Origin of the sequence: Variovorax atrisoli 110B (genome assembly GCF_000382045.1) — a bacterium.
In the GTDB taxonomy this organism is placed as follows: Bacteria; Pseudomonadota; Gammaproteobacteria; order Burkholderiales; family Burkholderiaceae_C; genus Variovorax; species Variovorax atrisoli.
Map to the genome: position 1 here is coordinate 1,238,791 of NZ_KB907450.1, position 24,002 is coordinate 1,262,792.

Genomic DNA, 24,002 nt, shown 5'->3' on the forward strand with positions numbered 1-24,002 from the left:
TTTACTTGAACGCGACGGCCTTGCCCGACGAGTCCTTCACCTCACCCCATGCCTTGGCGATGGTGGCCTTCACGGCGTCGGGCATCGGCACGTAGTCGAGCTCGTCGGCCGTCTTGTCGCCGCTCTTGTAGGCCCAATCGAAGAACTTGAGCACGGTGGCCGCGTTGGCGGGCTTGTCCTGCACCTTGTGCATCAGGATGAAGGTGGCGCCGGTGATGGGCCATGCATCCTTGCCGGCCTGGTTGGTCAGCACCTGGTAGAAGCTCTTGTTCCATTCGGCGCCTGCGGCGGCGGCCTTGAATGCCGAGTCGTCGGGCGACACGAAGGTGCCGGCGGCGTTCTGCATCTGGGCGTACGTCATCTTGTTCTGCTTGACGTAGGCGTACTCGACGTAGCCGATCGAGTTCGGCAGGCGGTTCACGAAGGCCGCGACGCCCTCATTGCCCTTGCCGCCCGCGCCGGTGGGCCAGTTCACGGCCGTGCCTTCGCCGACCTTGGACTTCCACTCGGCGTTGACCTTGCTCAGGTAGTTGGTGAACAGGAAGCTGGTGCCCGAACCGTCGGCGCGGCGAACCGGGGCGATGGCGGCGTCGGGCAGGTTCAGCGAACCGTTCAGCGCCTTGATGGCGGGGTCGTTCCACTTGGTGATCTTGCCCAGGTAGATGTCACCCAGGACCTGGCCGTTGAGCTTCAGCTCGCCCGGCTTCACGCCCTGGATGTTGACCACGGGGATCACGCCGCCGATGACGGTGGGGAACTGCAGCAGGCCCTTGGCCTGGAGCTCGTCGTCCTTCAGGGGAGCGTCCGAAGCGCCGAAATCGACGGTCTTGGCTTCGATCTGCTTGATGCCGGCACCCGAGCCGACCGACTGGTAGTTGATCTTGACGCCGGTGGCCTTGTTGAAGTCGGAAGCCCACTTGGCGTACAGCGGTGCCGGGAAGCTGGCGCCTGCGCCGGTCACGTCTTGTGCGAAGGCGGAAATGGAGAACATCGCGGCCACGAGACCGGCTGTTGCAAATTTGAACGTCGTTTTCATGAAGCTTCCTTTTAGAAGTAAGAAGTAGTCCCTTTCGGGCTTGGGACGGACTCTAGAAAGCTTCTATGACATCAATGTGACACCCCTCCATCGAGGGAAAATGCCTTTCCGGCACCGGTGTTTCGTGTGACGCTGTCACATAACAGTCATTTGTTGTGCCTAGCCTCTCGAAACTCGCCGCTGCAGGTTCCGGGGGCGGCGCGCCCCGTCACGGCGCTACGATCGAAACGCGAAGAATCCCCGCCCTCTCTTTCAGAACACATGCAAAACGGCACCCGCCTCGCGGCAGTCGACCTGGGGTCGAACAGTTTCCGGCTCGAAATCGGACAGGTCGACCACGGCCAGATCCACCGGACCGAATACCTCAAGGAAACGGTGCGCCAGGGCAACGGCCTGGACAGCGCACGCAACCTGACCACGGAAGCCATGCAGCGCGGGTGGGACGCCCTCGCCCGCTTCGGCGAGCGCCTGGCGGGCTTCAAGCGCTCGCAGGTCCGGGCCGTGGCCACGCAGACCCTGCGCGAGGCGCGCAACCGGGAAGAATTCCTGCTGCGCGCGCGCACCATTCTGGGTTTCGGCATCGACGTGATCCCGGGGCGGGAGGAAGCCCGCCTCATCTACCAGGGCGTGGCGCACATGCTGCCGCACAACGACGCCTCCGACCGCGAACGCCGGCTGGTGATCGACATCGGCGGGCGCTCCACCGAAATGATCATCGGCCGCGCCCTGGTCGCCGACCGGATGGAGTCCTACCGCGTGGGCAGCGTCGCGTGGTCCATGAAGCACTTCGGCGAGGGCCTCTTCACGCAGGGCGCCTTCCGCGCGGCCGAAGTCGCCGCCAAGGCCGTGCTCGACGACGCGCTCGGCAGCTACGCGCGCGACCAGTGGGATGTGGCCTACGGCGCCTCGGGCACGATCGGTGCGGTCGGCGACGTGCTTGCGGCTGCCGGCGGTGACCCCGGCCTGGTCACCCGAGCGGGCCTCGACTGGCTTCTCGACCGCCTGCTCAAGGCCGGAAGCGCCGACAAGCTGCGCATCGACGGCATGCGCGAAGACCGCAAGGCAGTCATCGGCGGCGGCCTGAGCGTGCTGCGTGCGGTGTTCGATCTCCTGTCCATCGACGAAATGAAGGTCGCGCAGGGCGCGCTGCGCCATGGCGTGCTCTACGAACTGCTGGAACGCGACGAAAGCGTCGCCGACATGCGCACCACCACCGTGGCGCGGCTGGCCACCCGGTTCGCGGTGGATCCGGCGCAGGCCCGGCGCGTGGGCGAAACGGCCGCAGCCCTTTTCGTGCAGCTGGCACCGGCCGCGCGCGGCGGCAGCACCACCAACCGGGCCGGCCGCGCGCTGCGCAAGCTCGGATGGGCCGCGCAACTGCACGAGATCGGCACGCTCGTGTCGCACAGCGACTATCACAAGCACGGCGCCTACATCCTCGACAACACCGATGCGCCGGGTTTCGCGGTCAACGAACTCCATGCCCTGGCCCAGCTGGTGCTGGGCCAGCGCGGCAAGCTACGCAAGCTCGAGGCCTCGCTGGACGACGAGACCTTCGTGATGCAGTTGCTGGCGCTGCGGCTCGCGGTGATCCTGTGCCATGCGCGCCGCGACCCCGATCCGCAGGCGCTTCATCTTGCGGCGCTCGGTGCACGGGCCTTCACCATCGCCTGCGCCCCGGATTGGGCGGAGGCGTATCCGCAATCGGCGCACCTGCTGCGCGAGGAAGTGCTGGCCTGGCAGAAGACCAGCAGCTGGCGGGTCGAGCTCAGCGGCTGCTGAGCCCTTCCCGCCTTCCGATACGGCTGGTCAGAGCAGTTCAGGCGACTGCACCGTCACCACGACGGTCTGCACGTCGCCGTCGCGCTCGCGCGTGCGGATCCACCACAGCGCACCCTTGCGCACCGGGCAGCTGTCCTGCTTCAGGCCGAGCAGCAGCGAGATCGCCTGCCCCACCGAAGGCTGGTGACCGATCATCAGCACCACCGACTTGCCATTGGGCCAGCCGGCCGCACCGAGCATCGCCTCGGCGGTGGTGTCGGGAGCAAGCTCCGAACGCAGCTTGTACTTGCGGCCCAGCGCCAGCGCGGTCTGCTCGCAGCGCCGCGCCGGGCTGCAGATGATGCGCGTGCCGTCCGGCAGCTGCCTGTCGAGCCATGCCGCCATCCGCTTGGCCTGCTTCTCGCCGCGCGCGGTGAGCGAGCGCTGCATGTCGTCGCAACCCTCGGTCCAGTCCTCGGCTTCGGCGTGGCGCCAGAAGATCAAGTCCATGGTCATCGTCTTTCGATCGTCAGTTGCCGGATGCATCTCTGAGATGCCCTCGTGATGCGTAGCGGTTCATGAGCGCCGCCTGAGCGCCGTGGGCCTCGACGGCGGGTGAGGAACCGGCCTCGGCCGCGTGCGTATCGTGGTCGACGCGCGTGTAGGTGCCGTCGGCGCCCAGGTCCCAGGCGTCGCGGCCGTCGTGCAGGTAGGCCACCAGGCATTCGTCGATCAATCGCTGGCGCAGTCCGGGGTCGGTCACGGGCCACGCGAGCTCGACGCGCCGCATCATGTTGCGGTTCATCCAGTCGGCGCTCGACAGATAGAGCGATTCGTCTTCGCCATTGCGGAAGTAGAAGACCCGCGAATGCTCCAGGAAACGGCCGATGACCGAGCGCACCCGGATGTTGTCCGTGACGCCCGGCACCTGCGCAGGCAAGGTGCAGGCACCGCGCACGATCAGGTCGATCTTCACGCCCTTCTGGCCGGCACGGACCAGCGAGGAGATGATCTCGTCGTCGGTCAACGCATTCATCTTGGCGACGATGCGGGTCGGCTGGCCGGCCGCGGCGGCCACGCCGAGGGTATCGATCTGCGCGACGATGTTCTTGTGCAGGTCGAACGGCGCCAGCCACATGCGGTTGAGTTTCGGCAGGCGGCTCTGGCTTGCCAGGTGCACGAACACGGCCTCCATGTCGGCCGTCAGCAGCGGATCGGCCGTGAGGTGGCTGATGTCGGTGTAGAGCCTGGCGGTGCGCGGGTTGTAGTTGCCCGTGGAAAGATGGCCATAGCGGCGCATCTGCTTGCCCTCGCGCCGCGTCACCAGCAGCATCTTGGCGTGCGTCTTGAGGCCGACCACGCCATAGACCACCTGGGCGCCGATCGACTCGAGCATCTCGGCCCAGTTGATGTTGGCTTCCTCGTCGAAGCGGGCCTTCAGCTCCACGACCACCGTGACTTCCTTGCCGCGGCGAACGGCTTCGCGCAGCAGGTCCATCATTTCCGAATCGGCGCCCGTGCGGTAGATGGTCTGCTTGATCGCCAGCACCTGGGGGTCCTGCACCGCCTCGCGCAGGAATGCCAGCACCCCCTCGAAGCTCTCGAAGGGCTGGTGGATCAGCACGTCACCGCGCTGCAACTGCTCGAAGAACGACTGGCCAGGCGACAGGGTGACGGGGTACGAGGCGCGATACGGCGGAAAGCGCAGCTGAGGTTCGTCGAGCAGGTCCGCCAGCTGCGTGAGGCGGGCCAGGTTCACAGGGCCGTGCACTCGGTACAGCGCCTGGGGCGGCAGGTTGAACTGCGCCAGCAGGAAGCTCGCGAGCGATTCGGCACAGCTCGCCGAGACCTCGAGGCGCACGGCCTGCCCGTAGTGGCGGTGCTGCAGGCCCTGGCGCAGCGCGGTACGAAGGTTCTTGACGTCTTCCTCGTCCACGGCCAGGTCGGAATGCCGCGTCACGCGGAACTGCGAGAAGTCGCCCACCTCGCGCCCCGGGAACATGCTGCTCAGATGCGCGCGCACCACGCTCGAAAGCGCCACGAAGAGCGTCTTGCCCTCCGACACCTTGGCCGGCATCCTGATCAGCCGCGGCAGCACGCGCGGCAGCTTGACGATCTGGATCGGGTTCTCGCGCCCGAAGGCGTCCTTGCCGCCCAGCCGCACGATGAAGTTCAGCGACTTGTTCGCCACCTGCGGGAAAGGATGCGCCGGATCGAGCCCGACCGGGATCAGCAGCGGGCGCACCTCGCGCTCGAAATACTCGCTGACCCACTTGCGCTGGGCGGGATTGCGCTCGCCGTGCGAAATGATGCGGATGCCGTGCGTCGCGAAGGTGGGCATCAGCTCGTCGTTGTACAGCGCGTACTGCCGGGCCACCAGCTTGTGGGCCGCCTCCGCGAGCCGCTCGAACGATTCGACCGTGTAGGTGCCCTTGTGGTCGCCCGCACTGCCGGCGATCAGGTGAGGTGCGGCGCGGACTTCGAAGAACTCGTCGAGGTTCGACGAAACGATGCACAGGTAGCGCAGGCGCTCGATCAGCGGCACTTCCTTGCGATGCGCCCAGTCGAGCACGCGCTCGTTGAACGAAAGAATGCTGTGGTCGCGGTCCAGCAACGTGAAAGCAGGTGCCGCAACCTCGGGAGACGGGTTGGCGGAAGCGGGTGACATGGACACTGATTCTGAAGCAGGCGACACAGGAGGGAACACAGGCTGAAATATGACAGTGTCAGCCCCTCTTGTGACAGTTCCATGACTATTCGGTGACGCCTCGGCGCCAGCGGTCTGGCGGCCGAGGGCACCAGGCGAGGAAGCGAGCGGCCCTGTCTCGGGCCGGTCAGCCGCCGGCTTCATGAACCCAGGAAGTGCTTGCGGTAACGCGCCGGCAGGTCGTCGATGCGCATCAGCATCGGCAGGTCGGCAGCGTTGAAATCCGGGTCCCAGGCCGGGGCGCCGAGCACCTTCGCGCCCAGGCGCAGGTAGCCCTTGATGAGTGCCGGCGGTTCCACGTCGAGCGTGCTGTCCAGGCGCTCGACCGGCAGCGGCAGGCGGGGCTGCACCTGGTACTGGATGGGCGCCATGTGCTTGGCCGAAACCTGACGCCAGATGCTGGCTGCAGCGTCGCCGTTCGTGACACCGTTGTGTGACATCGGGATGCTGGCGCAGCCGATCATCGTGTCCAGCTTGTTGCGGTGCATGAAGCCGGCCAGGGCACCCCAGAGCGCGAGGATCACGCCGCCCTGGCGGTGGTCCGGGTGCACGCAGCTGCGGCCAAGCTCCACCATGCGCTCGCGCAGGTCGCGCAGGCGGGTGAGGTCGAATTCAGTATCGCTGTAGGTGCTGCCGACCCGGCGTGCCTGGGCCGGCGTCAGAACGCGGTAGGTGCCGATGACTTGCTGGGTCTGCTCGTCGCGCACCAGCAAGTGTTCGCAGAAGTCGTCGAACAGGTCGATGTCGTGGCCGGCCAGCGGCGAGGAGACCCGGGCGCCCATCTCGCCGACGAACACGTCGTAGCGAAGGCGCTGTGCGGCGCGAACGTCATCGACGTGGCGTGCCCAGCCGACGGTGATGCCTTGCCTGGATTCGACGGCCTGGGGCAGGATGACTGCAGGGGCCTGGGGCACCGACGGGCGGGCGGCAGCGGTGGAGCCACCGGCTGCAGGAGCAGGCCACAAGGCCGCGCGGAGCCCGATCTGAGAAAGCGGAAACGTCGGGTTGGGCAGTTCTTTCATGTGGAAACCCTTTCTGCGAGCGAGTCTCCGCACCTGCGATGAAGCGGGCATGTCAGGAAAATTGCAGGCGCGTGACGCTGTTACAGCATCACCCCTGCCGCGGGACGCCTGCAACCGCTCGGGCCGCCTTCGTCGTCTAATGCGATGGATCCGCGAAATGGAGTTCGACCTCATGGCCACACCTGCCCCCGCCGGCACAGACAGCAGCCGCCTTCACCAGACTTTCCCGGTGCTCAGTGACACCGAGATTGCGCGCATCGCACGCTTCGGCACCGTCCAGCAGTTCCCACGCGGCACGAGGCTGTTCACCGCAGGTGAAACGGGCCCTGGCATGTTCGTGCTGCTCAAGGGCGTCGTGGCTGTCACGCAACGTGACGGCCTCGGGCATGTGGTGCCGATCGCGCGGCAGGGGCCGGGCGAATTCCTCGCCGAGGTCGGCCAGCTGAGCGGCCGCCCTGCCCTCGTCGACGGCCACGCCGACGAAGACGTGGAGGCGCTGCTGGTTTCGCCCGCGCAGCTGCGCGCGCTGCTGGTGGCGGAAGCGGACCTTGGCGAGCGCATCACCCGCGCGCTGATCCTGCGGCGCGTGGCGCTGATCGAGTCGGGCGCCAGCGGGCCGGTGCTGATCGGGCAGCCGCAGTCGCCCGACATGGCCCGGCTCGAGAACTTCCTGCGCCGCAACGGCTATCCCTATCACCTGGTCGACGCAGCGCACGACCCCGACGCCGCCGCGCTGCTCGAGCAATACGGCGCCTGCAAGCTGCTCGCCGTCTGCCCGGACGGCTCTGTGCTGGTCAACCCGAGCGACGATGCGCTGGCACGCTGCCTGGGCATGGTCGACACCGCCGAGCGCAACGAGCTCTACGACGTGGCCGTCGTCGGCGCCGGGCCTGCCGGGCTGGCGACCGCTGTGTATGCGGCGTCCGAGGGGCTTCGCGTGATCGTGCTCGACTGCCGGGCATTCGGCGGCCAGGCCGGCGCCAGCGCGCGCATCGAGAACTACCTGGGCTTTCCTACCGGCATTTCCGGGCAGGCACTCGCGGGCCGCGCCTTCGTGCAGGCGCAGAAGTTCGGTGTCGAGATGCTGATCCCGGCCAAGGTCGCATCGCTCGACTGCTCGCGCGACAACCCGCTCAAGAGCCTTGCCGTCGAGCTTGCCGACGGCCGAACGATCCGCGCGCGCACGGTGGTCATCGCCAGCGGCGCTCGCTACCGCCGCCCCGACGTCCCGCGCCTTGCCGAATTCGAAGGCCGCGGCGTCTGGTACTGGGCCTCCGCCATCGAGGCGAAGATCTGCGCGCAGCAGGAGGTCGCGCTGGTCGGAGGCGGCAATTCGGCCGGACAGGCCGCGGTGTTCCTGTCGCGCCATGCGGCTAAGGTCAACGTGCTGGTGCGCGGGCCGTCGCTCGCTGCCAGCATGTCGCGCTACCTGATCGACCGGATCGAGGCCACGCCCAACATCTCTTTGCAGCCGCACACGGAACTCGTGCGCCTTCATGGCGGCTCCGACGAAGGCCTGACCGGCGCGACATGGCGCTGTCACACCTCCGGCAAGGAACATGACTGCGCGGCACGCAACATCTTCCTTTTCGTCGGCGCAGAACCGGAAACCTCGTGGCTCGAAGGCTGCGGCGTGGCGGTCGACAAGCATGGCTTCGTGCTGACCGGCAACGCCGCCAGCCGCGGCTTTCCGGCGCAGCCATCCGCGGTGCTCGAGTCGAGCGTGCCGGGCGTCTTCGCCGTGGGGGATGTGCGCTCCGGCTCGGTCAAGCGCGTGGGCGGCGCCATCGGCGAAGGCGCGGCCGCGGTCGCCCAGATCCACCAGCACCTTTCGCAGGCCTCGGCAGTCGCCTGACGGGCGTCGGCTGCACACAAATAGAGAAGAAGGAGTTCAAAGTTGTCCATCAAACCCTGTGACCACGTGCCTGCCGAGATCGCGCACCCTCATGCGCAGCAGCATCGCGGCTGCGAAGACTGCCTGAAGACGGGCGACACCTGGGTGCACCTGCGTCTTTGCGTGCACTGCGGACACATCGGCTGCTGCGACTCGTCGAAGAACCGTCACGCGACGCGGCATTCGCATGCCGAAGGCCACCCGGTCATCCAGTCGCTCGAACCCGGCGAGAGCTGGATGTGGTGCAACGCGCACCAGCGGCAGGTCGGCTGAGAGCTCGCGCATTTCGCCAGCCACACCGCGAATTCCCGCGCCTGCACGCGCCTGGATTCGCACGTATATGCTGCCGGGCTCGCATCCAACACATCCCGCACCGGAGAGCCAGACAACATGCCCGCATCGCCCATCGACGTCTATTCCTGGCCCACACCCAACGGCCACAAGATCCACATCATGCTGGAGGAGTGCGGCCTGCCGTATCGCGCGCACCCTGTGAACATCGGCAAGGGCGACCAGTTCGCGCCAGACTTCCTGCAGATCAGCCCCAACAACAAGATCCCCGCCATCACCGACCCCGATGGTCCGGACGGCAAGCCGATCTCTCTCTTCGAGTCGGGTGCCATCCTCGTCTACCTCGCGGGCAAGACCGGCAAGTTCCTGCCGAACGGTGACCGCGAGCGCTACGAAGTGCTTCAGTGGCTGATGTTCCAGATGGGCGGCGTCGGTCCCATGCTCGGACAGGCGCATCACTTCCGCATGTACGCCCCCGAGAAGATCGCCTATGCGATCGACCGCTACAGCAACGAAGCCAGGCGCCTGTACGGCGTGATCGACAAGCAGCTGTCGCGGAGCAAGTTCATCGCCGGCAAGAGCTACTCGATCGCCGACATCGCCATCTTCCCGTGGCTGCGCAGCTGGGAAAACCAGGGCATCACCCTCACCGACTTCCCCCATCTGAAGGATTGGTTCGACGGCATCGCCGCGCGCCCGGCGGTGCAGCGCGGGGTGAAGGTGCTCGCAGACCTGCGCCAGCCGATCACCGGCGACAAGGAGCGGGAGATTCTTTTCGGCAAGACTCAGTACGAGAAACGCTGAGAGCCCCTTTATCCGGGCTAGAATGGAAGGCTTGTCGGGGTGTAGCGCAGCCTGGTAGCGCATCTGGTTTGGGACCAGAGGGTCGAAGGTTCGAATCCTTTCGCCCCGACCAAAAAATCGAAATGCACACAGTCACATTGCGGGCTGTGTGCATTTTTCGTTTGTATCTGCGCTGCGGAATGCACGCGAAGGCGCCCCTGGGGGATGCGGAAGGCCGATAACTCACCCGCGCAGGCCGGAAGCCAGGGGCTGGAACTGCGCGGGATGAAAGTTGGCCTGCCCGGAGGGGATCGAACCCCCGACAACCTGCTTAGAAGGCAGGTGCTCTATCCAACTGAGCTACGGGCAGATTTGAGGCTGGAGAGAAGCCAGCAAAATCAATGACTTGAGCGTGAATGCTCTCACGGACGAGCGCGGATTCTACCGAGTTCCGCGTCTTGGTTCGGCGGGCAGGATGCATTGCGCTGCACGCCATCGGGCCCGTCAGCCAAGCGCGACAACCGTCTCCCAATTCCAGCCCAACTGACCGGATAAGCTGGATTTCATGCTTGCCGGGAGCGGTCCGACCTGCAGACGATCCACCGGCAAGATGCAGCCACCACCATCGCCGACCTCGCCCCGAGACGCCGCAGCCACCCCGCCGAAGGATCCTGAACTTGCTCGACGCACTCCGCGCCCTCTGGGCCGCACTGGTCGCCATCGGCCGGTTCCTGGCCTGGCTGCTGAACCTGCTTTCGTGAGGCCGATCAGCTGCTTGCGGCCTGCTGCGGCTCTCCGAGCGAAAGCATCAGCCGGTTCGCCCAGTTGAAGAAGGCCGCGCCGTGGATGACGTCGGCGATCGCGAGATCATCGAGCCCCTGCGCGCGCAGTTGCGCCACGTGCTCCACCCCGAACACTGGCGGCGTGGCGGACAGCGCGACCGAAGCCGCCACGATCGCGTTCCAGCGCTCGCCCAGGTCGGCCTTCACTCCTTCGTCGAGCAGCTTCTGCACGTCTTGCGTGCGCTGCGAGAAATGCGAGGCGAAGCGCGCGTGTACCGATGCGCAATAGATGCAGCCGTTGTAGCGCGAGGCGGCGGCGGCCGAGAGTTCGCGCTCGGCGCGCGGCAGGCCGGCTTCGGGGTTGTAGAAGATGTCCTTGTCGGTGCGCGTGCGTGCGCCGAGGATGTCCGGATCGCGCGCCAGCAGGCGGAAGTACGGCGACTTCGCGCGCGATGCGTCGACCAGCCCTTCAAAATGCCGCTCGGTCAGCTCGGCCTCGGGCAGCGGCTCCAGCCAGGGCAGCCATTCGAGCTGCGCCTGCGTGAAGGCGTTCGGATGGGCGTTGTCGGGATGGGTCAGCACGGTTTCGTCGCTCATGGTGTTGGTCGCTCTCTCTGCCTCTATGTCTCTTCGTCTCGCTTGCTCAATCGACGGCGGTGACGGGACGCTGCGCCAGCGCCCTCAGGCCGGCCACCACGCGGATCTGGAACGCGATGAAAGCGACGAGCTGCGACAGCGTCACGATCTCGGTGCTGGTCCATCCCGCATCCAGCAGCGATTTCAGCGCCGCGGCGCTCGCATCGCGCGGGTGAAAGACGAGCAGGTGCGCATGCGCGAGCGCGGCGGAGAGCTTCTCGCCCAGCACCGCATGCCCTGCTTCGCTCACCGCGTATGAAGGGCCGGCCGCGTCCTCCGCGCTGAGCGGGCCGGCTGGATACCGGCCATAGGGGCCTTGCGCAGCGCCTCGCTGCGTCTCGCTGGCGATCGCGTCCGCCACGCCGGCGCGGGCGCCCTTCTCTACCAAGGCATCGGCATAGAAACGCGCCACCTCGGCCTGCCCGTGCAGCCCCGCGACGAAGGCCGCGACGGCGAACCGGTCCGCAACTTCGAAGTGCCCGAACACCGGAGGCGTCGGCGCGAACAGTGCGAGATAGCTCTGCTGCGCGTGGGTGCGTGCCTGCTCGCGATGCGCGCGAATGCGATCGAGGTGGCTGCCGGGCTCGATGCCGACCAGCCGATCGATGACGTCGGACACCGCCGGGACAGCGGAAGAAGAGACGATGGCGTTCATGAAGGGGAGGAAGAAAGAAAAGAAGAAGGCAAAAGGGGGAGGCGCAGCTACAGGAGCGCGAGGGATTGGAGGTCCTTCGATTCTTCGGCGCCGCTCGTCCAGCCCAGGGCCGGCGCAACCACGGTGGCAGTCAGTTCGATGGAGCGCAGGATCGCCTCGTGCGGCGGATCGACGGAGTGCACCTGGCAGACCAGGTCGGTCACGCGCGCGAGCGTACTGTCGGCGCGCAGGGAGGCGATCACGTCGTCGGGCGAGCCGACGTGCACGTCGTAGGCGGCAATCAGCTGTTCGAGCGGCGCCTCGGGCCCTGCGCGGTCGGCGAGGCCGGACTGTCCCGCGGCAGCGAAGCGCGCGGCCGAGCGGCGCAGGCCGATGTCGGCCAGGCGCAGCGCCTCCTTGCGGGTGTCCGCCACGAACACGCTGCGCGAGCCCACGATGCGCGGCATGCGCCCCGGAGGCAGCGCGGCCAGGTAGGCATCGACGATGGGGTTCTGGATCTCGGCGAGCGAGGCATGCGGCGCGTGCTCCGGACGCGCCTGGGTGCACGAGAGCATCAGCCCGTCGACGGCCTCCCCTGCCCGCGTCCCGCCGCCGACCGAGAAGGTGGCCTGCCAGATGCGGCCGAGCAGTTGTTCGCCCGAGGGGTACAGCGTGTCGCCGCCCTCCAGCGCCCGGCCGGCCCAGGCCGAGCGCACCGCGGCCAGCTGCCTGGCGAAGATGGCCGAGCGGTCGTTCCCGTCCAACCCGAAGGCTGCAAAGGATTCGGGCGTGCCACCCGTCCCGACGCCCACCTCGAGCCGGCCGCCCGAGAGCAGGTCCAGCACGATCGCGTCCTCGGCGACGCGCACCGCGTTCTCCAGCGGCAGCGTGACGATGCCGGTGCCCAGGCGAATGCGCCGCGTGCGCGAGGCCACGTACGACAGAAAGACGAATGGCGAGGGCAAGCCACCCTCGTGCTCGTGGAAGTGATGCTGCGCGACCCAGGCCGAGTCGAAGCCGAAAGCCTCGGCATGGGCGATCTGTGCAGCGACGAGGCGGTAGCGCTCAGCGGCGGGCGCATCGTCGAGCAGCCGGCTGAAGAAGCCGAGCCGAAGCGGGCGCGATGATTTGTCGGAAATGCCGGGCATCCGGAAAAGAAGGCGGTGTTGTGGCGGGCCTTCGAGTCTTGCCCGGGACGCGGCCCGAGGGAAATCCGGTTATCGCGCTTGCTTATGCGCTTTGCGCGTATCGGCGTGCGACCGGGTTTTCAGTCCGCCACGCGCTCGGCGGCCGTGCAGACGCGGTTGCGTCCTCCCATCTTGGCGGCGTACAAGGCCCGGTCCGCGGCCTGGATCAGCTCCTTCGGCGGCTGCCGCGTCTCGGCGGGACTCAAGGCATCCACACCGGCGCTCAAGGTGACGAAACCATCCGGCGCGCCTGCATGCACGATCTTCAGGTCGCGCACCGCGCTGCGGATCTTCTCCGCGAGCGCGGCCGCAGCCGCCACGTCGGTATTCGGCAGGAGAACGGCGAGTTCCTCTCCGCCGTAGCGGGCGGCCAGGTCGCCAGGGCGCCGGGCCGCAACATCGGCGATCGTGCGGCCGATGGTCTGCAGGCATTCGTCTCCGGCCGTGTGGCCGTAGATGTCGTTGTACTGCTTGAAGCAGTCCACATCGAGCAGGATCAGCGCCAGCGTGCTGGCGTCGCGCATGGCGCGGCTGAATTCGCTGTCGAGCGTCACGTCGAACTGCCGGCGGTTCGCGAGGCCCGTGAGGCCGTCTTCCATGGCGAGGGTGTTCAGCGTCTTGTTGAGCTTCTCGAGCGCGTCGCGCGCGCGCCGTAGTTCGGCCTCGGTCTTGTTCTGCAGCTCCATCTGCCTCACCAGGCGCCAGCCCACGAAGCCGACGATGGACACCAGAAGAATCACGCCGCCCGTATGCCTGAGCGTCTCGTCCCACCACGCAGCCAGGATCTCGTCCTTCGACAGCGCGGCCCCGACGAACAACGGATAGTTGGCAAGCCGCCTGAAGCTGTTCAGGCGCGTGACGCCGTCCTGCGAAGACTTGATCTCCGCCGTGCCGACCGGCCCCAGTGTCTTGTAGGCCCGGTAGAGATCGGTCTCCAGCATGTTGCGCCCGACCATCTCGGTGCTGAACGGGCGACGGGTCATCATCGTGCCGCTGTCGAGGATGAGTGCGACGGCGCCCGCCTGGCCGATGTCGAGGCTGTCGTAGAAGCGGGTGAAGAAGTCGACCTCGATGGTGGCGAGCGCGACGCCGCCGAAGCTGCCGTCGGGGTTGTCGATGCGCCGCGACACGGGAACCAGCAGCTTGCCGTTGGTGCGGCTCTTGACCGGTATGCCGATATGCGGCCCGCGGTCGTCGTGCTCGCGATGGAAGATGAAGTATTCGCGCTCGGCGTTGTTCAGGTTCTGCGGCCGCACCTCCCGCGAGTTCACGATCCAGCCGCCGTCCTTGTCGTAGACGTGGATCGCATCGAGCTGCGGGAGCGCGGCCACCCGCATGGCGAGCACCTTGTGAAGCCGCTCGACGGCCGCCGGCCCCGTGCCGTCGTGCTCCACGCGCTCGACGACGCCGATCAGCGCGGTGTCGGTCTCCTTGATCGTGTCGTCCGCCTGCTGCGCCATCGCGCGCGCCAGGTTGGCCGTGGCGACGCTCATCTGCCTGAGCTGGACCGCACGCGACTGCCAGCTGTTCCAGCAGTCGAGCGCAATCAACGCGAGGCAGACGACGGTCACGAAAACCGTGGTCCGGAAGGTGATGGAGGGTCGACGAAACACTATCTGCTTTCGAGGCGTCGATGTCTGAAGCGCCTCGCAGACTTTGACACATCTGCGGCCGGATCGGCAGCGATCCGGCGACGCAGCAAGGCCCCGTTTCAGACCGGACGCACGTCGAAGAACGCCTCGTCGGTGTCGCCCAGGTCGCGAAAGCCCGCGGTGCGCGCCGCGTCGTAGGCCCTCGCCCAGCGCTTGGCCAGCGCGATCTCGGCCTTCGACAGATCGCTCTCGCTCGATTCGCTCGCGTTCTGGAAGGCTCGCAAGGCCTCGACCACGTCGCCGCCGAGCTGCCTGTCGATCTCGCGCCTGAAGCGCTGCTCGGCCACCTTGACCGCATCGGCCACGGGGTGGGAGTAGTCGGCGAGCCGGACGGTGTATGCGACCCGGTCTTCCACTTCGACGTTCTCGAAACGGAACGGCTCCTCGGGCGCAGCGCCTGGAAACGATGGCTCGGGCAGCACCATCGCCTCATGTTGCTGCGACAGGGCCATGGGAAAGGCTGATGCTGCCGCGGCAGCACCTCTGGGGAAGAAAAGCTCGAACTGGTTCATGGTTCATCGCCCCGGCACGCAGTTGCGCACCGATCCGGGCTCGTGGCCAAAGACTGGATGAATATACAGTCTTTGGCGACTCTTAACCAGCCCGCGGCGGGCCGGCGCCGCCGCTTGCGCTCAGCGGCCGTCGTAGATCATCCGCCAGACATTGCACCCGTTCGGGCACGCCGCTCTCGCCGGGCTCGGATTCGCCTGGGTGGCCGCGACTGGCGCGACGGGCGATGCAAAGAGGGAAAGATCGGCAGGATCGCTGCCCGGCGACGGAGTGCCGCCGACGACGAGTGCAGTCACGCTGACCGCCACCACTTTTGTAACCATCAACATGATCGTCTCCAGCAGTTGGTCACCAATCCAAGATAGACCTGCCGAAGACAAAAATCGCGAGGATTTACCCTCAAGGAATATCGGGCGCGGACCGCTCTCCAGGAGAAAGCGCGGATCCAGGCTCGGCAGCCTCCCCCGCCTCCACGTAGTTCAACTCGACCGGATGCACGATGGAAGCCGCCGGCTCGCCATCGAAGCGCACCAGCAGGTATTCGCCGCTAGCGCCCGTGATCGCGCCGAACCTTCCTCGAAGCTCGACCCTGCCGCCGCGTCGTGCAGGAACCTTGAAGCGCACGCGGATGTATGGAAGGCCCACGCGGAAATACTCGACCATGCGAACTCCCTGAATTGCGAATGCGGTCGACGACGCTGCGGCGGTCCCACCGGGGGCCGCGCAATGTCGACAACCGCTCGTTGCAATTTCGTCGCAGCCGTGTCGAATCCTTGTCAGCCGGAATCGCTCCCCCGTGACAGCCACGGGTCATTCGGCGGGCGCGCCAAAGCCGCTCAGCGGGGGTTGCCGAGGGCGTTTTCCTCTTCCGCCTCGATGTCCTCGTCGACCTCCTCCCGGGGGCCGACACTCAGGTCTTCCGAAAGCCCCTTCAGCACGACGTAGCCCGCCTGCAGTGCCTCGGCGTAGGTTGGGAAGCCCTTGGCTGCTTCCATCAGCGGTTCGAACTCCAGGGAGTTGTCGAAGGATTCCAGGAGTACCCAGAAATAGTCGCCCTCGTCGTGCTGGTCGACGGTCAGGGCGATGGAGATGAGTTGACCGGCCATGCCGCGCATGGTGGCCCGCCCAGGTGACAGGCCCAAGTAGCGCAGATGAACATTCGGCTTCGTGCGCGAGTGCTCGAAAACACTACATCCCTTCACGCAAGAAGCCTTCACGGCGTCACTGCGGATCGGCGATGCTCTGGGCATGCCCGCAGCAAATCCACGTTCACCAGTGCGCCGCGGATGGCGCGCCGCCGCGCTGATCTACACGGTCGCCGGCGTCGCCTGCATCCTGGGCTGCGCCGTCGCGCCCGACAGCGACGTGAGCCTGCTCGTCGCCATCGCGGGCGGGCTTCCCTGGTCGCTGAGCCTGCTGACGCTGGGCCTGTCGCCGGGCGTGGCCAACACGGCGCTGCTGATGCTCGCTGCGAGCTGGACGGTCAATGCCGCACTGCTGTGGTGGCTGGCGCTGCGCCGGCCCGGGCCGCACAGCCCCTCGCATCCGGCCTGATGGAGCTTTGACGCGTCGGAGCGATTCGGTGCGATCATCTCGCCCCGAAACACCGGGCGCCCGGCGCCCGCCCCACAACAAGAACCGAGACACGAGGCCCTTCCCCGATGCCCCAAGCCCTGCAGCAAGTCAACGCGCCGCTGATCGGCGTTCCCGGCGGCCGCCATCTGCTCGACACCCCCGCCCTGCTGATCGACCTGCCCGCGATGACGCGCAACATCGAGCGCATGGCCGCCTTCGCCAAGTCGCGCGGCGTGAACCTGCGCCCGCACGTGAAGACGCACAAGTCGGTCGAGATCGCGCGCCGCCAGGTGGCGGCCGGCGCCATCGGCGTGAGCTGCGTCACGCTGGGCGAGGCGGAGGTGATGGTCCAGGGCGGCATTCCGGGCGTGCTCATCACCTCGCCGGCGGTCACGCCGAGCAAGATCGCGCGGCTCATCAAGCTGGCGCAGCAGGCGCGCCCGGGCGACGTGATGGTGGTGGTCGACAACCCGCAGAACCTCGCCGAACTTGCGCGCGCCGCCAGCGAGCTCACGCATCCGCTCGACGTGCTGGTGGACTACGGCGCAGGCTACAACCGCACCGGCGCCGCCACGCAGGCCAAGGTGCTCGAGCTGGCCGCGCTGGCCGCCGCCGAGCCGCGCCTGCGGCTGCGCGGGCTGCAGGCCTATGCGGGCAACCTGCAGCACATCGTGGCGCGCGATGAGCGCAGCGCGGCCGCCGCGGGCCTGCGCGAGACGGTGGCGGGCATCGTCGCGGCGGCGCGGCGCCAGGGCCTGAACTTCGACATCGTCACCGGCGCGGGCACCGGCACGCACGACCTCGATTCGCAGGAAAACGCGTTCACCGAACTGCAGGCCGGCTCGTACGTTTTCATGGACGCCGAGTACAGCCGCGTGCTGGCCGACGGCGACCGGCCCTCGCCCTTCGAGACGTCGCTCTTCGTGCAGACGGCCGTGGTCAGCACCAATGCAACCGACTGGGTGACGGTGGACGGCGGCACAAAGTGCTTCTCCACCGACAGCGGCGTGCCGGTGGTGGCCAAGGGTGCGGATGCCGCGAGCCGCTACGCCTTCTTCGGCGACGAGCACGGCAAGCTGATGCCGCCTGCGGGCTCTCAAGCCTCGCAGGCCCCAAGACCCGCGCTGGGTGCCCGGGTGGAATTCGTCACGCCGCATTGCGATCCGACCGTGAACCTGCACGACGCCTACCACGTGGTCGAGGGCGGCACCCTGGTCGCGATCTGGCCGGTGGACGCGCGCGGCAGGCGATAGCCGCCGAGCGCGGCCGGAAGAAGCCATCGGCATAAGAAAACGCGAAAAGCGTATTTCACAAGCGCCGCGCCGCGGGGGACAGTCGGGCGCTGTCCCTCTTTTCCCGGGCATGCCTTCAGGCCGCCCCGCCCCCATGGAATCCATCCAAGCCAAGACGCGCCCCGCGGCGCAAGCGCCGCTCGCACAGGCGCCGTCGTTCCAGCAACTCGCTGCCCGCTTCCGCCCCGTCTTCCAGCGCATCGCCGAGCGCTCCGCCCAGCGCGAGACCGATCGCGAACTCGCCTACGAACCCGTGGCCTGGCTCAACGCCGAGCGCTTCGGCGCGCTGCGCGTGCCGCTCGAGCACGGCGGCCTGGGCGGCTCGGTGGAGCAGCTCTACGACCTGCTCATCGAACTGGGCGAGGCCGACTCCAACCTGCCGCAGATCCTGCGCGCGCACTTCGGCTTCATCGAGCGGCTGCTGGCGGAAATCGACCCTGCCCTGCACGGCCCGTGGATGCGCCTTGCGGCCGAGGGCGTGATCTTCGGCAACGCCACCACCGAACTCGGCGACGGCTCGCTCAAGACGCTGCAGACCACCTTGAAGCGCGACGGCGACGCCTGGCGGCTCGACGGCGACAAGTTCTACAGCACCGGCACGCTGTATGCCGACTGGATCTCGGTTTCGGCCCAGCGCCTGAACGACGACGGCAGCAGCGACCGCGTGATCGCGCTCGTGCCCGCCGAGGCGCAGGGCGTGGAGCGCGTGGACGACTGGCGCGGCTTCGGCCAGCGGCTGAGCGCATCGGGCACCACGCGCTTTCGCAACGTGCGCGTGAAGCCCGAGAACGTGCTGCTGTACGTGCGCGACCAGCCCACCCCGCTGACAGCGCATTTCCAGCTCACGCACCTTGCAACGCTCGCCGGCATCGCGCGCGCCATCGTGCGCGACGCGGTGGCCTTCGTGCAGCCGCGCAAGCGCGTCTACAGCCATGGCAGCGGCGACACGCCGCGCGAAGACCCGCTGGTGCAGCAGGTCGTCGGACAGCTCGCGAGCACGGCATTCATCGCGACCTCGACCGTGCAGGCCGTGGCGCGCGGCCTGGGCGAGGTCGACCGCTTCCGCGAGCGCGGCGAGGCCGTGCCCGAGAGCCTGCTGTTCGAGGTGGAGCTGAACACCGCCAAGGCGCAGGCCGGCATCGTCGATGCGGTGCTGCAGGCCGGCACCCGGCTCTTCGACATCGGCGGCGCCTCGGCGCTGCAGGGAGACCGCCAGCTCGACCGGCACTGGCGCAATGCCCGCACGCTCGCCTCGCACAATCCCACGATCTACAAGGGACGCGTGGTGGGAGAATACCTTCTCAACGGAACAAGGCCGACTTTCTACTGGGCCGTGGGGAGCGCTTAAAGTCGCGGGTTCTCCAACGGACCTGCTTCTTCCATGCGCCGACTGCTGCCAGCCCTTCTCCCACTCGTCGTCCTCGCCGGCTGCGCGGCGCCGCAAACCGGCGTGCTGCGCCTCAACGACGGTGTATTCAGGGCGGCGAGCGAGCAGGAGGCGCAGGCCTATTGCCGCATCGATGGGAACCCGATCCGGTTCCTGCAGCCGGCCGACGCACCGGCCACAGCGGCTACAGCGGCCAGCGGCGTGCTCTTCAGGTGCGACTGAAGAAGATTCGGAGAGTCAGCAGCCCTCTTCAGACGCGCGGGAGCGCCGCCAGGAACGTGGACACGACGATCGCGGCAGCGCGGTCCAGCTGCAGGATGTCCGCGACGTCGAAGGCGTGCGGCGCGGTGCGTCCGCTCGAGCCGAGCGGCTTGCGGATCTCGACGAGGACTTCGGCCGCCAGCTCGCGGTCGCTGCGGGGCCGGCCGTCGGGGTGCATCACCCATTCATCGACCTGATCGAACGGAATGCTCCGAAAGACTCCCACGATGGGGACGTACTTGTAGCGATCCTCGCCCACCAGGATGGGCACGCTGAGGTTACAGAAAAACGTGGTCGTCGACATGCAGGATCGCCGTCGCTAGGCAAAGCATTCAATTGTTAATGAGTGAGCTGTCCGGAGCCATCCTCTGAGGGAGCCGTGACGGGGGGAGACGTGACCTTCTGCACACAAATTGCCTCCATCCTTGTCCATTTGGGCTACAAAACAACCACTTTATTCTTACATAAAGATACACCGAACGGGATTCTTTGATGTTTTCGGCTGCTCGAGCCCCGAATTGAAGGCCGCTGAAGGGGCGCTCTTGTAAACACGCGCTGGCAAAACCCGGCACGCGAAGGCCGGCGAAGAGTGACTGCGGCGCCCGGGCGGGCGCCCGCCTCGCTCACCGCGCAGCGATGGTTTCAGCAGGATCGGCCGCAGCGCGGCCCGGCCACACCCAGGCGGCTGTCAGCCCGGCGTGCCGAAGCGCGGTGCGCGCCGCTCGATGTTGGCCTTCACGGCCTCGACCTGGTTGGGGCTGCCGATCAGCGCCTTCTGCTCCACCGATTCGGCCAGCAGCAGCTCGGCCGCGCTCTGCGAGAGCGATGCGTTCAGAAGGCGCTTGCCCGCGCGGATCGCGTCGGGGCTCTTGCCGGCGATCTCGTGCGCCATCTGCAGCGCCTCGGCCAGCGGGTCCGCGCTGACGCGGGTGGCGAAGCCCAGTCGAAGCGCCTCTTCGCCCGAGAAGATGCGCCCGGTGAAGGTGAGTTCGCGCACCACGTCGCTACGGGCGAGTTCGCGCATCAGCACCATGCCGGCCATGTCGGGTACCAGGCCCCACTTGATCTCCATCACCGACAGCTTCGTGTCGGGCGCGACGATGCGGATGTCCGCCCCCAGCGCCACCTGCAGGCCGCCGCCGAAGGCCACGCCGTGCACAGCGGCGATGACGGGCACCGGCACCTCGCGCCAGACCATCGCGACCTGCTGGGCGGCGTTCGCGATGCCGTGCGTGCGCACGACCAGGTCGGCACCGGCGGCGCCCTCGCCCAGCACGTCGGCGCCCGCGCCCTGCTGCTGCATGCGCTCGAAGGAGGCCATGTCGAGCCCCGCGCAGAAGGCCTTGCCGCGGCCCGAGATCACCACCGCCCGCGCCGTCTTGTCGCCGCGCAGGGACTCGCCGGCCTCGATGAGCGCATCGAACATCGCCGGATCGAGCGCGTTCATCTTGTCGGCGCGCGAGAGATGCAGTTCGACCACGCCGTCGGCGTGGCGGGTGCGTTCGATGCGGTCGGTCATTCGATGTCTCCTGGGCGGTTGCTGCGCCAGTATCGCCGGGCACGGGCTCAAGCGATGATGGCGGCTGTCGCCAACACAACACCGAAGCCATGCCCCTGGACCGCCGCCATTTCCTCATTCAATCGGGTTCCGCCGCCGCCGTGGTCGCGCTGTTCGGACAGGGCTGCGCATCGACGCCAGCGCCTCCATCCGCCGGACCCGACGAGACGCTGGGCTTCACCGGCGTGCCGGCGTCCCTGCGCGACGGCATCGTGATACCGCCCGAATACGAATGGCAGTTGCTCTATCCCTGGGGCTCCCCCACCGGCGTCGCCGGCCGCATGCCGACCTTCGCGCCCGACGCCGGCAACAGCGCCGACGACCAGGCCGTGCAGGCCGGCATGCACCACGACGGCATGCATTTCTTCGCGCTCGACGCGGCCGGCGAACGCGGCCTGCTGGTGATGAACCACGAGTACACCGACGAGCAGCTGCTGCACACCGACGGCGTCAAGGAATGGACTTCCGGCAAGGTCCGCAAGTCGCTGCACGCCATGGGCGTCTCGGTGATCGAGATCCGGCGCAGCGGCCAGGGCTGGCAGCAGGTGCTGCCCTCGCCCTTCGCGCGCCGCGTGCACGGCAACACGCCGATGCGCATAGCCGGCCCCGCCGCCGGCACGCCGCTGATGCGCACTGCCGCCAATCCGGCCGGCGACGCGGTCTTCGGCACCTTCGCGAACTGCGCCATGGGCGTCACCCCGTGGGGCACCTACCTCACCTGCGAGGAGAACTTCCACGGCTATTTCGGCGGCCCGAAGGACGCGGCCCGCAACGCCACGCCGGCCCAGCGCCGCTACGGCACGGTGGCCGGCTCGCAGTGGGTCGAGTACTGGCGCTTCGACGAGCGCTTCGACCTCAGCCGCCATCCGAACGAGCCGCACCGCTTCGGCTGGGTGGTCGAGATCGACCCGTTCGACCCCACGGCCACGCCCGTCAAGCGCACCGCGCTGGGCCGCAAGCGCCAGGAAAGCGCCACCTGCACCGTCGCGAAGGACGGCCGCCTCGTGGTCTACATGGGCGACGACTCGCGCTTCGAATACATCTACAAGTTCGTCAGCCGCGACAAGGTGCGCCCCGGCACCGACGCCGCCGCGCGCGCCGCCAACCGGCACCTGCTCGACGAAGGCACGCTCTATGCCGCGCGCTACGACGCCGGCGGACGCGGCCAGTGGCTCGAGCTCACGCACGGGCGCAACGGCCTGGACGCGGCGAACGGCTTCGCCGACCAGGCGGAGGTGTTGATCCACGCGCGGCTGGCCGGCGACCAGGTCGGCGCCACGAAGATGGACCGGCCCGAGTGGATCGCCATCCATCCGCAAAGCGGCGAGGTCTACGTCACGCTCACCAACAACAGCCAGCGCGGCGACGCCGGCAAGCCCGCTCCCGATGCGGCCAACCCGCGCGCCAACAACCTCTTCGGCGGCATCCTGCGCTGGCGCGAGGACGCGGGCGATGCGGCCTCCACCGGCTTCTCGTGGGACCACTTCGCGCTCGCCGGCGACCCCGCGCAGCCCGGCAGCGGCGCGCGCTATCCCTCGGCCGGCGCCGATGCATTCGGTGCGCCCGACGGGCTGCACTTCGACCGCGGCGGCCTGCTGTGGATCCAGACCGACCTCAGCGGCCAGGTCATCGGCAAGCCGCCCTACACCTCGCTGGGCAACAACCAGATGCTGTGCGCCGACCCGGCCTCCGGCCGCATCAAGCGCTTCCTCACCGGGCCCAACGGCTGCGAGATCACCGGCTGCGTGGTCACGCCCGACCGGCGCACGCTGTTCGTCAACATCCAGCACCCGGGCGAGGCGCGCGACGACGGCGACACGAAGCACAACAGCGCCTGGCCCGACGGCACGACGCCGGGCAGCGCCCGGCCCCGCTCGGCAACGCTGGCCATACGCCGGCGCGATGGCGGTATCGTCGGCACCTGAGACAGCCAACAGGCGCAAAAAAATCAGAAGGGCCCCAGCATGAGCATCCGCATCGTCCGCCTCGGCACACCGCGCGCGCCCGACGAGGGCCTTCGCGTCGGCACCGTGCGCCGTCCGCCGCGCGGCGTTCCGAAGACCGAGTTCGCCTCGCAGGACTGGTACGACGTGTGGTATCCCAACCTCGCCCCCTCGGTCGAGGCGATGAAGCAGGCGCAGGAAGCCCAGAAGGCGGAATCGCCCGCGCAGTGGAATGCCTTCGTGCGCAAGTTCAAGGCCGAGATGGCCGAGCCCGATGCGAGCCGCAGCCTCGACCTGCTGGCCGCGCTGTCGCATGGCACGTCGCTCTCGGTGGGCTGCTACTGCGAGGAGGAATCGCGCTGCCACCGCTCGGTGCTGCGCAGCCTGCTGGCGGAGCGCGGCGCGAAGATCGTCGACTGATTCCGCTCAGACCATCGGCGCGCCGACGAAAACCGGCAGCTTCTCGGCTTGTGCGGAGTACGCGGCCAGCACCGGGAAGTCGGTCGGCGAAATCGCATCGGGCGTCAGCAACTGCGTGAACGCCCAGGCCACGGCCGTCGAGACGCCGGCCTGCGTCATCGTCTCTTCACTGGCCGACAGCGGCTCGGCAGCGAGCTCGCTTTCGAGCGCCGAATACGCAGCGGCGAGCTGACCCCGCACACGGTCCACCCACGGCTGGTGCAGCTTCTCGGCCGGGCGCAGCTGGCGCTCGTAGACGATCTGGACCGTCTTCTCGCAGGCCGCCAGCGCGAGCCCCGTGAGCCGCAGTTCGCGCAGCCGCCGCGCCGGGTCCGGCGACAGCAGGCTGCGTCCGCTGAGCGCCTGGGCGTAGTCGATGATGAGCGTCGAATCCATCAGCACCGAGCCATCGTCGCAGACCAGCGTGGGCGCCTTCACCACCGGGTTGATCGCGCGGAACTGCTCGAAGGTGCTGAAGACCGAGATCGAGCGGTGTTCGAAGGGAACGCCGAGCAGGCGCAGCGAGATGGCGGTGCGCCGCACGTAGGGCGAGTCGAGCATGCCGACGAGTTGCATGGATGTTTTCTCCTGGAAGACGGCCCACGATACCCGCCGCAGCGGCAGCGCCGAAT

At 67.8% G+C, this 24,002-nt stretch carries 25 protein-coding genes and 2 tRNA genes; 11 read left to right on the forward strand and 16 right to left on the reverse strand.

The window, feature by feature from the left end; translation table 11 throughout:
- Position 1 precedes the first annotated feature (1 nt).
- Positions 2-1,036, reverse strand: a complete 1,035-nt coding sequence (pstS, locus tag G369_RS0105855; RefSeq protein ID WP_019653051.1) for a phosphate ABC transporter substrate-binding protein PstS — start codon at positions 1,034-1,036, stop codon at positions 2-4.
- Between the two features lie 261 nt (positions 1,037-1,297).
- On the opposite strand from pstS, the gene G369_RS0105860 reads away from it, so the two are divergent.
- Entirely contained in the window at positions 1,298-2,818 is a 1,521-nt protein-coding gene (locus G369_RS0105860; RefSeq protein ID WP_019653052.1) for a Ppx/GppA phosphatase family protein, read from the forward strand.
- 27 nt (positions 2,819-2,845) lie between these two features.
- On the opposite strand, the gene G369_RS0105865 is transcribed toward G369_RS0105860, so the two are convergent.
- From G369_RS0105865 to G369_RS0105875, 3 genes are read right to left on the reverse strand one after another with little or no spacing between them, the layout of a single operon-like run.
- Positions 2,846-3,307: a SixA phosphatase family protein gene (locus tag G369_RS0105865; protein WP_026346220.1), complete on the reverse strand. Its 462-nt coding sequence runs from the start codon at positions 3,305-3,307 to the stop codon at positions 2,846-2,848.
- Between the two features lie 19 nt (positions 3,308-3,326).
- Positions 3,327-5,648: a polyphosphate kinase 1 gene (ppk1, locus tag G369_RS0105870; RefSeq protein WP_020722961.1), complete on the reverse strand. Its 2,322-nt coding sequence runs from the start codon at positions 5,646-5,648 to the stop codon at positions 3,327-3,329.
- Positions 5,645-6,526: a GNAT family N-acetyltransferase gene (locus tag G369_RS0105875; protein ID WP_019653055.1), complete on the reverse strand. Its 882-nt coding sequence runs from the start codon at positions 6,524-6,526 to the stop codon at positions 5,645-5,647. Before G369_RS0105875 ends, ppk1 begins: the two co-directional genes overlap by 4 nt.
- Before the next feature lie 172 nt (positions 6,527-6,698).
- Between G369_RS0105875 and G369_RS0105880 the strand changes: the two genes are divergently transcribed.
- The 4 genes from G369_RS0105880 (at position 6,699) to G369_RS0105895 (ending at position 9,627) form a co-directional block, all read left to right on the forward strand.
- Positions 6,699-8,381, forward strand: a complete 1,683-nt coding sequence (locus G369_RS0105880) for an FAD-dependent oxidoreductase (RefSeq protein WP_207918265.1) — start codon at positions 6,699-6,701, stop codon at positions 8,379-8,381.
- Between the two features lie 42 nt (positions 8,382-8,423).
- The gene (locus G369_RS0105885) at positions 8,424-8,693 is read left to right on the forward strand and encodes a UBP-type zinc finger domain-containing protein (protein WP_019653057.1); all 270 of its coding nucleotides are present in this window, start codon (positions 8,424-8,426) and stop codon (positions 8,691-8,693) included.
- Positions 8,694-8,810: 117 nt separating this feature from the next.
- On the forward strand, positions 8,811-9,515 hold the full coding sequence (locus G369_RS0105890; RefSeq protein WP_019653058.1) for a glutathione binding-like protein: 705 nt from the start codon (positions 8,811-8,813) through the stop codon (positions 9,513-9,515).
- Positions 9,516-9,550: 35 nt separating this feature from the next.
- Positions 9,551-9,627, forward strand: a tRNA-Pro gene (locus tag G369_RS0105895).
- 160 nt (positions 9,628-9,787) lie between these two features.
- On the opposite strand, the gene G369_RS0105900 is transcribed toward G369_RS0105895, so the two are convergent.
- From G369_RS0105900 to G369_RS0105940, 9 genes are all read right to left on the reverse strand, one after another.
- Positions 9,788-9,864 (reverse strand) — tRNA-Arg (locus G369_RS0105900).
- A 397-nt stretch (positions 9,865-10,261) separates the two neighbouring features.
- Complete coding sequence (locus G369_RS0105910; RefSeq protein WP_019653059.1) at positions 10,262-10,873, reverse strand: alkylhydroperoxidase domain protein; 612 nt, start codon at positions 10,871-10,873, stop codon at positions 10,262-10,264.
- Positions 10,874-10,919: 46 nt separating this feature from the next.
- The gene (locus G369_RS0105915) at positions 10,920-11,567 is read right to left on the reverse strand and encodes a CMD domain protein (protein ID WP_019653060.1); all 648 of its coding nucleotides are present in this window, start codon (positions 11,565-11,567) and stop codon (positions 10,920-10,922) included.
- Between the two features lie 47 nt (positions 11,568-11,614).
- Positions 11,615-12,694 (reverse strand): putative FMN-dependent luciferase-like monooxygenase, encoded by a 1,080-nt coding sequence (locus tag G369_RS0105920; protein ID WP_019653061.1) that lies wholly within the window; start codon positions 12,692-12,694, stop codon positions 11,615-11,617.
- A gap of 119 nt (positions 12,695-12,813) precedes the next feature.
- Positions 12,814-14,346, reverse strand: coding sequence for a GGDEF domain-containing protein (locus G369_RS0105925; RefSeq protein ID WP_019653062.1), 1,533 nt, complete (start codon positions 14,344-14,346; stop codon positions 12,814-12,816).
- Positions 14,347-14,444: 98 nt separating this feature from the next.
- Entirely contained in the window at positions 14,445-14,897 is a 453-nt protein-coding gene (locus G369_RS39210) for a hypothetical protein (protein ID WP_019653063.1), read from the reverse strand.
- 120 nt (positions 14,898-15,017) lie between these two features.
- Positions 15,018-15,224, reverse strand: coding sequence for a hypothetical protein (locus tag G369_RS38435; RefSeq protein ID WP_145759154.1), 207 nt, complete (start codon positions 15,222-15,224; stop codon positions 15,018-15,020).
- Between the two features lie 70 nt (positions 15,225-15,294).
- Positions 15,295-15,558 (reverse strand): hypothetical protein, encoded by a 264-nt coding sequence (locus tag G369_RS0105935; protein ID WP_019653064.1) that lies wholly within the window; start codon positions 15,556-15,558, stop codon positions 15,295-15,297.
- A gap of 173 nt (positions 15,559-15,731) precedes the next feature.
- Positions 15,732-16,145 carry a hypothetical protein gene (locus G369_RS0105940; RefSeq protein WP_244164276.1) on the reverse strand — a complete coding sequence of 138 codons (414 nt, stop codon included), beginning with the start codon at positions 16,143-16,145 and terminating at the stop codon, positions 15,732-15,734.
- On the opposite strand from G369_RS0105940, the gene G369_RS0105945 reads away from it, so the two are divergent.
- The 4 genes from G369_RS0105945 (at position 16,144) to G369_RS35475 (ending at position 19,371) form a co-directional block, all read left to right on the forward strand.
- The gene (locus G369_RS0105945) at positions 16,144-16,449 is read left to right on the forward strand and encodes a hypothetical protein (protein ID WP_026346223.1); all 306 of its coding nucleotides are present in this window, start codon (positions 16,144-16,146) and stop codon (positions 16,447-16,449) included. The two genes, G369_RS0105940 and G369_RS0105945, sit on opposite strands and share 2 nt — an antisense overlap.
- A 107-nt stretch (positions 16,450-16,556) precedes the next feature.
- Entirely contained in the window at positions 16,557-17,723 is a 1,167-nt protein-coding gene (locus tag G369_RS0105950) for a DSD1 family PLP-dependent enzyme (protein ID WP_019653067.1), read from the forward strand.
- Positions 17,724-17,856: 133 nt separating this feature from the next.
- Positions 17,857-19,110, forward strand: coding sequence for an acyl-CoA dehydrogenase family protein (locus G369_RS0105955; protein ID WP_019653068.1), 1,254 nt, complete (start codon positions 17,857-17,859; stop codon positions 19,108-19,110).
- A 33-nt stretch (positions 19,111-19,143) separates the two neighbouring features.
- Positions 19,144-19,371: a hypothetical protein gene (locus G369_RS35475; RefSeq protein ID WP_019653069.1), complete on the forward strand. Its 228-nt coding sequence runs from the start codon at positions 19,144-19,146 to the stop codon at positions 19,369-19,371.
- Positions 19,372-19,399: 28 nt separating this feature from the next.
- On the opposite strand, the gene G369_RS0105965 is transcribed toward G369_RS35475, so the two are convergent.
- Both G369_RS0105965 and G369_RS0105970 read right to left on the reverse strand, forming a co-directional pair.
- Positions 19,400-19,714, reverse strand: coding sequence for a hypothetical protein (locus tag G369_RS0105965; protein ID WP_019653070.1), 315 nt, complete (start codon positions 19,712-19,714; stop codon positions 19,400-19,402).
- Between the two features lie 384 nt (positions 19,715-20,098).
- A complete protein-coding gene (locus tag G369_RS0105970; RefSeq protein ID WP_019653071.1) occupies positions 20,099-20,929 on the reverse strand; it encodes a crotonase/enoyl-CoA hydratase family protein in 831 nt (276 codons plus the stop codon).
- An 89-nt stretch (positions 20,930-21,018) separates the two neighbouring features.
- Between G369_RS0105970 and G369_RS0105975 the strand changes: the two genes are divergently transcribed.
- Both G369_RS0105975 and G369_RS0105980 read left to right on the forward strand, forming a co-directional pair.
- Positions 21,019-22,893 (forward strand): PhoX family protein, encoded by a 1,875-nt coding sequence (locus G369_RS0105975; RefSeq protein ID WP_019653072.1) that lies wholly within the window; start codon positions 21,019-21,021, stop codon positions 22,891-22,893.
- Between the two features lie 39 nt (positions 22,894-22,932).
- Positions 22,933-23,331, forward strand: a complete 399-nt coding sequence (locus tag G369_RS0105980) for a DUF488 domain-containing protein (RefSeq protein WP_019653073.1) — start codon at positions 22,933-22,935, stop codon at positions 23,329-23,331.
- Positions 23,332-23,337: 6 nt separating this feature from the next.
- Here the strand turns inward: G369_RS0105980 and G369_RS0105985 are convergent, their stop codons facing one another.
- On the reverse strand, positions 23,338-23,946 hold the full coding sequence (locus G369_RS0105985; RefSeq protein WP_019653074.1) for a glutathione S-transferase: 609 nt from the start codon (positions 23,944-23,946) through the stop codon (positions 23,338-23,340).
- Positions 23,947-24,002: the final 56 nt, after the last annotated feature.